The sequence below is a fragment of the Actinospica durhamensis genome (genome assembly GCF_018139695.1).
GTDB classification, from domain to species: domain Bacteria; phylum Actinomycetota; class Actinomycetes; order Streptomycetales; family Catenulisporaceae; genus Actinospica; species Actinospica durhamensis.
Map to the genome: position 1 here is coordinate 1 of NZ_JAGSOG010000303.1, position 9,678 is coordinate 9,678.

The window sequence follows — 9,678 nt, forward strand, 5'->3', positions numbered from 1 at the left end:
GACCACTACCGGCACGAGGCCGCGGACGAACTGGTCTGCGTGGACGTGCTCCACCCCGGAGGCTGGTGGGCGAACGTGCCGAGCTCCTCGACCCACCTCTCCCCGCCGCCGGCCGTGCTCGGACTCGGGAAGTGGGCGAAGGGATAGGCGAGCAGCAGGGCTTCGGGGGTGCGGGCGTGGCCGGCCTGGTCGCGCAGGCGGAGCGCGGTGGCCAGGGCGAGGGCTGCGCCCGCGCTGGCGCCGCCGAGTGCGACCGGGCCCTCGGGCAGGCGGGCGGCGCCTTCGCCTTCGGTCAGCCACAGCCACGCGGCGTGCGCGTCGTCGATCGGGACGGGATGGTGGACGCCGTTCCCGGCCAGGCGGTACCCGACCGAGACCACCAGCGCGTCCGCGCGGAACGCGAGCTCCGCGGCGACGAGGTGCGCCTCGGGCATGTCCAGGTCGCCTCCCATGAATCCGCCCCCGTGCAGCCACACCAGGGCGCGGCGGGCTTCGGACCGCGGCCGGTACACGCGCAGGTCGACATCGCCGTGCGGGCCGGGGGCCGTGAGGTTCTCGATCTCGACGTCCGGCACGATCGGCTCGGCCGGGTCCGCGAAGAACTCCGTCAGCCGGGCCATCTGCTCGGGGTCGCTCTGCGCGGTGGCCCAGGTGACACCGTCGACGAGGTGCACCTTCGCGGCGAGAAAGGGATCGAGAGGCATGGACGCTCCATAACGTACGCGTGCGGATCATGACCAGTGTGCCGTATCGCGCGCCCACGGTGTCGGCTGCCCGGCCCCGTGCGGATCCGGGCCTCGGCGCTGCGCCGCGAGGGTGATCCTCGGTATGGCGGTCGACGTGGCGGGTGCGCACGTAGTCCATACATTGGTACTCATACGCAATGACAGGGAGCGTCGTCGTGCTTGCGAACACCGGTGCCGGATTCTGGGGGAGCTGGGCCGCGCTCGCGGGCGGAGCGCTCGTCGGGATCGGCGGCGCGCTGATGCGGCTCACGCGAGGTGGAGTGTCCTGAGATCCGCCGCCGTATCAGGGCAGGTCATTCAGCTTCCTGACTCTGGCCGCGGGACCAGGCGTCGTGCGCTGTGAACAGGGCTCTGCGATGGCTCTCGTGCAGCAGGTCCAGGGACTCGCCGAGGCCGTGTTCCATCAGCCGGCTCACCGCCTCGACGAGGCGGGCGACGTCCGGCACGGTGAGGCCGGCTACCGTCAGTCGGCCCAGCCCGTCGAAGGCCACCGGCCCCTCCTGTCCGCCGACGACGGCCTGCTGCGCGTGGCGGACGACGTCGGCGGACAGGGCGGGGGAGAGGCCGTCCGCCAGGATGGCGGCGAGTTCCCCGGCCAGCGTGTCGCGCAGCTCCGGCGAGAGCGGCGCGCCGTCTGCCTCGCCCAGCACCCAGCGGCCGACGTCCTCGACGTAGGCGCGCAGCGCCGGGAGGTCGGCGGGGGGCAGCGCGCCGGAGTACGCGCCCGGTCTGGGGCCGTCGTCGTCCGCCACGTGAGTTCCATTCGGGTGCCAGGGGCGTGTGGGATGCGGTCGCGTCACAGGATAGGGCGCTCCACCGACACCGACGAGCTCGCGTATCAGTCTCCGGTGATGCGCAGCACTCCGGTCTCCGTGCCCTGATAGAGCGTTCCGTCGGCCGCGGTCGTCCCCGTCATCTGCAGCGGGTTGTAGAGCAGCCCGATGCCGATCGAAGAGCTCGACTCGACGGCGCCGGTGGCCGGGTCGACGACCGCGTAGCCGTAGAGCGCGAAGGTGTCCGAGCCGACGAGGCCGGTCGGGCCGGAGACGGTGAAGGTGTAGATCTTGCCGTCGGCGAGCGAGAGCCGGGGGAGGGCGGCCGATTCGACGTCGCTGTTCCACACCAGCTGGCAGCCGGTCCCGTCGACGTTGACGTCGACCCGGCTCATGCCGCCGTCGAAGCTCGCCGACGAGGGGACGCTCGCGGGCGCGCCGGACGGGAGCGCGGGGTAGGGGTAGCCGTAGGTGTCGGTGACGAAGACGCTGTCGCCCGAGGCGATCACCGCGTCCTCGGTGCCGCTCTCCGGGTACTGCGTCAGCACCGGCGTCGTGCAGATCGGCGTCGGGCCGGCGGCGACCTTGTACACCAGCAGGTTCTCGTGCGGGGCGGCGTTGTCGGTGATGGTGACGTACTCGGTGCCGTCACCGGGGCCGAAGAAGCTGGGCGTGGCACCGGTGCCCCAGCTCAGCTGGCCCGGCTTGCGGCCGGGGCCGCGGTCGTAGGCGGCCCGCCAGTCGATCACCGGCGTCCCGTCGGGGGCCTCGGTGAGCAGGTAGAGCGCGTGGTCGGTGGCCACGGCCGTGTAGCCGGGGACGGTGGAGATGCTGTTGTCGATGCCCTCTCCGGTGCTGATCGTGTGCACCGCGCCGGTGGTGGTGTCGGCGGTGCCGATGACCCCGCCGGCCGTGGCGAACCAGACGCGCCCGTCCCAGCCGGGGCTCAGGCCCACCACGTTGTCGCCCGAGGGCAGGTACGCGGACAGCGGCGTGGACTGGTCGATCGTGAGGGACCAGCTCCCGTCCGCGGCCTGCTGGTGCCCGATGCGCAGCAGGTTGTCGTCCCCGTCCACCGCGACGAGTTGGTCGGCGTTGTCGAGGTACGCGTAGACGCCGCCGAACAGGCTGCCCTTGGGCAGCGCGAGCGAGGCGAGCTTGGCGCCGTTGGACGGATCGAGCAGGTAGACGGTGGGAGTCTCGCCGAAGATCGTCGTGCACAGCGCCACCGGGTAGCCGTCGGAGCCGATCACGACGGTCGGGCAGGCCGACGCCAGCGCCGTGCGGCTCCAGCTGATCGAGCCCGCGCCGGGACCGGCGTACGGCGTGGTGTCGCTCGAGGCGCTGTCCCCGTGCATGGTGGCGGTGCCGTTGGCGGCCGTGTACGGGTTCTGCGGCGGCAATGGCCCGAAGCCGCCGCTCGCGCCGGAGGCGGTCGCGGTGGCGGCGATGAGCACGGCGGCGGTCGTCAGGGTGGTCGCGACGGCGCGGCGCGAGCGCGGACGCGGATGCTGACCGGGGTGTGGGTGCGGGTGCGGGTGCGAGCGGTGTGCGGGCATGGGGGAGGTCCTGTTCTCGGTGGGTGCCGAGCGGCCGTCGGGCGAAGCGGAGCGTGTTTCGCGGGACGTTCGACGCGGGAACCGTGTCGGGCGTCGCACGTGTGCGCCTGCGAGGTGCGGTGCGTGGGGTCGCGCGAGGGCCGCCGGGAGGTGGGCAGGAGGCGGTGGGCTGCGCAGAGGGGCGCAACGCGCACGGGGGAGAGGTCGAGCCGGTGGGTGAGGCCGGGGAGAATGCCGGGTGCGAGCCGCGTCAGCGCACGGGACGACACGCCGTGGTGGTGGCACGGCCCTGGTCGATGTGGCGACGGCTCACCAGCGGGATCACAGGGTCACTCTATCCACCGCGTCAATAGTCTGCGTCGATGCGCGGTATCGGTGGCCTGCGTCCTCGGCCCGGCTCAGTCGGACAGGTCGGCGTGTACGCGCACGTCCGCGATGCCGCTGACGTTGCGTGCCCCGCACACGTCGCCGGGCACGACCAGGTGCGGGCCCCGGTCGTCGAGGCGGACGCCGTCGCGGGTCAGGCCCAGCAGGATGGCGCAGTTGCCGAACTCCGGGTCGATCTCGGCCCAGGCGAGCACGACCCGGTGCTCGTCGGTCGCGCGCAGGGAGATCACGTAGCGCAGCCGGTCCTTGCGTTGGCCTGAGCCGAAGACGGGTTCGGCCCGGCGCAGCACGTCGAGCAGGAGCGGCCCGGTGAAGCGGTGGTGGCGCGGGCCGCTGCGGCGGCAGGTGAAGGCGACCTCGCGCTCGTGCTGCGGCAGCGCCCACAGGTCGGCCATGGCGAACTCGGCCGGGCGGCGCACCTCGCCGCGGACCCGGATCGTGGCCGTCCGGCTCGCCGCAGTCGCCTCGGTCGCCGTCATAAGCCCTCCCTGGCGGACGGAGCGGCCCGCGTCGGCCGCCGTACGTTTCCGGCGCCACACCACCGGTGTTCGACGGGAGGACCGGCGATTGCGGAGGCGTGGTGGGCGCTTCGCCTGGCGAATGCGGCCCGAAGCAGGTTATTCCCCTCCGAAGCGTGGTGGCACCCCGGCCCCGGCGCGGCATCGCAAACTCGGGCGATCGCGCCTTTGCGAGCGGCGAAACAATACGCGCCCGTCGGCGTGATCGGGGTGTCACAGCTGTTTCCTACAGTCGACGCGATCTTTGTCGGAGGGGGAGGCGCCATGGCGGTCGGAAAAGCGCAGCCGGACCACACTCAGGTGCGTACGGTCTGCTCCTACTGCGGAGTGGGCTGCGGGCTGGTCCTGGACGTGACCGTGGGGCCCGACGGCCGGCGGCGGGCGCGCAAGGCGTCCGGGGACAAGGCGCACCCGGCGAACTTCGGCAAGCTCTGCACCAAGGGCGCGACGACGGCCGACATGCTCGCGGCGCCCGGGCGGCTCACCTCGGCGCTGGTGCGGGAACGGCGCGGCGCCGAGCCGGTGCCCACCGGCCTTGACGCGGCGATCGGCGAGACCGCGCGGCGGCTGCGCGCCGTCATCGACGAGCACGGACCCGACTCCTTCGCCTTCTACGTCTCCGGGCAGATGAGCCTGGAGGCGCAGTACCTGGCGAACAAGCTGGCCAAGGGGTTCATCGGCACGAACCAGATCGAGTCGAACTCGCGGCTGTGCATGGCCAGCGCCGGGACCGGCTACAAGCTCTCCCTCGGCGCCGACGGGCCCCCGGGCTCGTACCAGGACTTCGAGCACGCCGACGTCTTCTTCGTGATCGGCTCGAACATGGCCGACTGCCACCCGATCCTGTTCCTGCGCATGATGGAGCGGGTCAAGGCCGGGGCGAAGCTGATCGTCGTGGACCCGCGGCGCAGCGCCACCGCCGACAAGGCCGACCTGTTCCTCCCGGTCCGGCCCGGCACCGACCTGGTCCTGCTCAACGGCCTGCTGCACCTGCTGGTCGAGAACGGGCACACCGACCCCGAGTTCATCGAGGCGCACACTGAGGGCTGGGAGGAGATGCCCGCGTTCCTCGCCGACTACCCGCCCGCCGTGGTCGCCGAACTGACCGGCATTCCGGAGCGGGATCTGCGTACGGCCGCGCGGTGGATCGGCGAGGCCGGGCAGTGGATGTCGTGCTGGACGATGGGGCTCAACCAGTCCACCCACGGCACCTGGAACACCAATGCCCTGATCAACCTGCACCTGGCCACCGGCGCGATCTGCCGCCCCGGCAGCGGCCCGTTCTCGCTGACCGGGCAGCCGAACGCGATGGGCGGCCGGGAGATGGGCTATATGGGGCCCGGGCTGCCCGGCCAGCGTTCGGTACTGGCTCCGGGCGACCGCGCGTTCATCGAAGAGCTCTGGGACCGCCCGCCGGGCACGCTGCGCGCGGACGGCGTGGGCAAGGGCACGGTCGAGATGTTCGAGCAGATGGCCGAGGGGCGGATCAAGGCCTGCTGGATCGTGTGCACCAACCCGGTGGCCTCGGTCGCCAACCGCAAGAGCGTGATCACCGGGCTCGAGGCGGCCGAGTTCGTGGTCACCCAGGACGTGTTCGCCGAGACCGAGACCAACGGGTACGCCGACGTCGTGCTGCCGGGCGCGCTGTGGGCCGAGACCGAGGGCGTCCTGATCAACAGCGAGCGCAACCTCACCCTCGCCCAGCCCGCCGTGGATGCGCCCGGCGAGGCGACGGCGGACTGGCTGATCATCGCCCGGGTCGCGCAGGCGATGGGCTACGGCGAGGCGTTCGCCTACACCAGTGCGCAGGAGGTCTTCGAGGAGATCAAGCGGGCCGGCAACCCGACGACCGGCTACGACCTGACCGGCGTGTCCTACGAGCGGCTGCGCAGTACGCCGGTGCAGTGGCCCGCGGCCCCCGGCGGCCCGGACCGCAATCCGATCCGCTACCTCGACGAGCAGGGGCGCCCGCGTTTCCCCACCGCGTCCGGGCGCGCGGTGTTCTTCGCCCGGCCGCACATCCCCGCCCGCGAGATGCCAGACGACGACTATCCCTTCGTGCTCAACACCGGGCGGCTCCAGCACCAGTGGCACACCCTGACGAAGACCGGAAAGGTCGCGAAACTCAACAAGCTCAATCCCGGCCCGTTCGTCGAGATCCACCCGGACGACGCCCGCGCGCTCGGCCTCGTCGACGGTGACCCGGTCGAGGTCGCCTCACGCCGCGGCAAGGCCGTACTTCCGGCCGTGCTCACCGACCGGGTCCAACCGGGCTGCTGCTTCGCGCCGTTCCACTGGAACGACCTGTTCGGCGAGTACTTGAGCGTCAACGCCGTCACGAACGACGCGGTGGATCCGCTCTCGTTCCAACCCGAGTTCAAGTTCTGCGCCGTCTCGCTGGCCAAGTCGGCCATCCCCGTCGTGATCTCCGCGCCCACCCCCGAAGCTGACGACATGCCGGCTCCGGCGGTGGTGGACGCGGCGCAGGCCCCGCTCGCGCAGATCCTCGGCCTCGGGGACCTGCGGCCGCCGACCTTCGACGAGCGGGAACAGCGCTACCTGGCCGGATTCCTCGCCGGACTCGGGCCCGACCCGGTGGGCGTGCCCGTGCTGCCGGCCTCCGCGCCGCTGCACTCGGCCCACGCGGCGTGGGTGGACGGCCTGCTCGCGGGGCGATTCTCCCGCGCGCAGCCAGGTGCGCTCGGCACACCCGGCCTGCTCGGTGCGCTGGGGACGGGCGTGGCGCAACACGAGGGCGGCGGTGCGGGGGCCCGGCGCGCGGTGACCATCCTGTGGGCGTCACAGACGGGGACCGCCGAGCAGTTCGCAGCCGTCGCCACCGAGCGTCTGACCGCCGCCGGGCACGAGGTCACCGTCCTCGGCATGGACGACGCCGACCCCGCCGCGCTGCCACCCGCCGACACCCTCCTGATCACCAGCACCTTCGGCGACGGCGACGCCCCGGACAACGGCAGCGGCTTCTGGGACAGCCTCGCCGCCACCCAGACCCGGCTCGACCACCTGCGCTTCTCCGTCCTGGCGTTCGGCGACTCCTCCTACAACGAGTTCTGTGGCCACGGCCGCCGCCTCGACCAGCGCCTTGAGGAACTCGGCGCCACCCGGCTCGCCCCGCGCGCCGACTGCGAGCCGGACTTCGAACCCACCGCGACGGCCTGGCTGGAGGACGTCGTCACGTCCCTGGCCGCGCTCGCGGAGCCCGCCGAACTCGCCGAGCCGACGCAGGGGTCGACGTCGCAGGCGCCGGTGGCCGTCGCGTCCGCCACGGTGCGCACGGCGCCCGCGCCCCCGGCCAGAGCCGCCCCGGTCCCGGCGACCGTCTCGCTCGTCGGCAACGACCTGCTCAGCCTGCCCGGCTCGACCAAGGAGGTGCGCCGGTTCACCTTCGACCTGACCGGGACCCCGCTCGTCTACCAGGCCGGAGACGCGCTGAGCATCCGTCCCGCGAACCATCCGGCTCTGGTCGACGAGTGGCTCACCCTCACCGCCGTCGACGGGCTGACCCCGATTCAGCTCGCCGGCACCGGGTCCGGGCGCGCTGCCGCCACCGGTGCGGACTCCGGCACGATCGCCTTCGGCGAAGCCCTGCTGCGCCTTCTCGACATCACGAAGATCACCTCCGGCCTGCTCGGATTCCTGGCCGAGCGCACCGACGACCGGCACCTGCGCAAGCTGCTGCGCCCCGACAACAAGGGCGAGCTGGCCCAGTGGTGCTGGGGACGTCAGGCCGCCGACGTACTCGCCGAGTTCCCGGTCAAGGCCACCGCGCAGGAGTGGGCCGCAGCGCTGGTCCGGCTGCAGAACCGGCAGTACTCCATCTCCTCGAGCCCGCGCACCGATCCCACCAAGGTCAGCCTGACCGTCTCCGTCGTCCGCTACGAAAGCGCCCTCGGCCGCCCGCGCCACGGGGTGTGCTCCGCGTACCTCGCCGACGCCGAGCCGGGCACGCCCGTCACCGTCCACGTCCAGCCCTCCCCGCACTTCCGTCCGCCCGGCGCGCCCGCCACGCCCATGATCATGGTCGGTCCCGGCACCGGCGTCGCCCCCTTCATCGGCTTCCTGCACGATCGCAGGGCCCAGGCACACCCCGGCCCGAACTGGCTGTTCTTCGGTGAGCAGCGCCAGGCCACCGACTTCTACTACCGGGACGAACTCGCCGCGCTGTGCCAGGAGGGCACCCTCGACCGCCTCGACACCGCGTTCTCCCGGGACCAGCGCAACAAGGTCTATGTCCAGGATCGTATGCGCGAGCACGGACACCGGGTGTGGCAGTGGCTGGAGGGCGGCGCGCACGTCTACGTCTGCGGCGACGCCTCGCGCATGGCCAAGGACGTCGACAGGGCGCTGCGCGAGATCATCACCCTGCACGGCGGGCTGACCGAGCAGGCCGCGGACGCCTACGTCAAACGGCTGGCCGGCGACAAGCGCTACGTCCGCGACGTCTACTGACGGGCGATGAACGTACGGTCGGGTGCTGAACGTACTGCCGGGTGACGACCGTACGGTCGGGCGCTGAACGGCTGGTCGGCGCACTGAGCCCGGTCAGGCGTGTGCGACACTGGCGCACGTGAACCGGATCTTCGCTGAATTCTGCTCCACGACCGGTATCGCGTACGAAGCAGCCGCCTCCTCGGCCCACGTCGAGGAGGACGAGGTCACGCTTGCGTCGCGACTGGCCGTCACCGAACTCGCCGTCGGCGCGGTCGCCGCGGCGGCCGCCGCCGCCGCGCACTTCGCCCGGGCCCGCGGGGCCTCGCCGGTGACGACGCGTTGGGCCGTGCCCGCGCGCGCCGTCGCGGCCTCGTACCGGGGTGACCAGCTGCTGCGCGTGGACGGCCAGGCGTTCCCGGGCTTCGCCGAGCTGTCAGGCTTCTTCCGCACCCGCGACGGGTGGGTGCGCACCCACGCGAACTACCCGCACCACCGCGCCCGGCTGCTCGCCGCGTTCGACCTGCCCGAGGACAGCGGCCGTGACGTTCTCGTCGCACGCCTGGCCGAGTGCGACGCGCTCGACGCGGAGGAGCGCGTCCGCGCGCATCAGGGCATTGCCGTGGCCGTCCGCACCCCGCAGGAGTGGGCCACGCACCCGCAGTCCACGGCAGTAGCCGGGCTGCCGCTCGTCGGCATCGAAGCACTCGGCGACCACGGCGCCGCGCCGGTGCGTGCGTACCCGGGCAAGCTGCGCGACCCGAACAGCCCAGCCGCAGGAGTACGGGTACTCGACCTGACCCGCGTGATCGCGGGCCCCGTGGCCACCCGCACCCTGGCCCTCCTCGGCGCGGACGTCCTGCGCGTGGACGACCCCAACATGCCCGAGATCGTTGCCCAGCACCTCGACAACGGCATGGGCAAGCGCTCCGCACTGCTCGACCTGCGCAAGGACGCCGACCGCGAGACCTTCGACCGGCTGCTCGAGACGGCCGACGTGGTCGTGACCGGCTACCGCCCGCACTCCCTCGACGCCTACGGCCTCGCCCCCACCGAACTCGCCCGCCGCCGCCCGGGCCTCGTCATCGCTACGCTCGACGCCTGGGGCAACGCCGGACCGTGGCAGGACCGCCGCGGCTTCGACAGCATCGTCCAGGCCGCCACCGGTATCTCGATGCTGACTTCCCCGGACGGTGGCGGCGCCGCCGAACTCGGTGCCGGATCCCAGCGCCCCGGCGCACTCCCCGCC

Annotated in this window: 7 protein-coding genes; 3 read left to right on the forward strand and 4 right to left on the reverse strand. The window is 72.6% G+C overall.

What is annotated here, in order from left to right:
• Nucleotides 1–5: 5 nt before the first annotated feature.
• Nucleotides 6–704 carry an alpha/beta hydrolase fold domain-containing protein gene (locus KDL01_RS35160; RefSeq protein ID WP_212533020.1) on the reverse strand — a complete coding sequence of 233 codons (699 nt, stop codon included), beginning with the start codon at nt 702–704 and terminating at the stop codon, nt 6–8.
• 197 nt (nt 705–901) lie between these two features.
• Between KDL01_RS35160 and KDL01_RS35165 the strand changes: the two genes are divergently transcribed.
• Complete coding sequence (locus KDL01_RS35165) at nt 902–1,015, forward strand: LPXTG cell wall anchor domain-containing protein (RefSeq protein WP_212533021.1); 114 nt, start codon at nt 902–904, stop codon at nt 1,013–1,015.
• 24 nt (nt 1,016–1,039) lie between these two features.
• Here the strand turns inward: KDL01_RS35165 and KDL01_RS35170 are convergent, their stop codons facing one another.
• The 3 genes from KDL01_RS35170 to KDL01_RS35180 all read right to left on the reverse strand — a co-directional run bounded on the left by KDL01_RS35170 (nt 1,040) and on the right by KDL01_RS35180 (nt 3,944).
• A complete protein-coding gene (locus KDL01_RS35170) occupies nt 1,040–1,498 on the reverse strand; it encodes a hypothetical protein (RefSeq protein ID WP_212533022.1) in 459 nt (152 codons plus the stop codon).
• An 86-nt stretch (nt 1,499–1,584) separates the two neighbouring features.
• Nucleotides 1,585–3,078 carry a hypothetical protein gene (locus KDL01_RS35175; protein WP_212533023.1) on the reverse strand — a complete coding sequence of 498 codons (1,494 nt, stop codon included), beginning with the start codon at nt 3,076–3,078 and terminating at the stop codon, nt 1,585–1,587.
• Between the two features lie 398 nt (nt 3,079–3,476).
• Entirely contained in the window at nt 3,477–3,944 is a 468-nt protein-coding gene (locus tag KDL01_RS35180; protein ID WP_212533024.1) for a molybdopterin-dependent oxidoreductase, read from the reverse strand.
• 303 nt (nt 3,945–4,247) lie between these two features.
• Between KDL01_RS35180 and KDL01_RS35185 the strand changes: the two genes are divergently transcribed.
• Together KDL01_RS35185 and KDL01_RS45640 are read left to right on the forward strand one after the other, a co-directional pair.
• Nucleotides 4,248–8,450: a bifunctional nitrate reductase/sulfite reductase flavoprotein subunit alpha gene (locus KDL01_RS35185; protein WP_212533025.1), complete on the forward strand. Its 4,203-nt coding sequence runs from the start codon at nt 4,248–4,250 to the stop codon at nt 8,448–8,450.
• A gap of 118 nt (nt 8,451–8,568) precedes the next feature.
• Nucleotides 8,569–9,678 (forward strand): CoA transferase (locus KDL01_RS45640; RefSeq protein ID WP_212533026.1); only part of this gene is annotated, 1,110 nt, incomplete at its 3' end.

Excerpts from the sequence above, each read along its gene's own strand:
- KDL01_RS35160 (WP_212533020.1), bottom strand. The coding sequence starts at position 704 with ATGCCTCTCGATCCCTTTCTCGCCGCGAAGGTGCACCTCGTCGACGGT.
- KDL01_RS35175 (WP_212533023.1), bottom strand. The coding sequence starts at position 3,078 with ATGCCCGCACACCGCTCGCACCCGCACCCGCACCCACACCCCGGTCAG.
- KDL01_RS35180 (WP_212533024.1), bottom strand. The coding sequence starts at position 3,944 with ATGACGGCGACCGAGGCGACTGCGGCGAGCCGGACGGCCACGATCCGG.
- KDL01_RS35185 (WP_212533025.1), top strand. The coding sequence starts at position 4,248 with ATGGCGGTCGGAAAAGCGCAGCCGGACCACACTCAGGTGCGTACGGTC.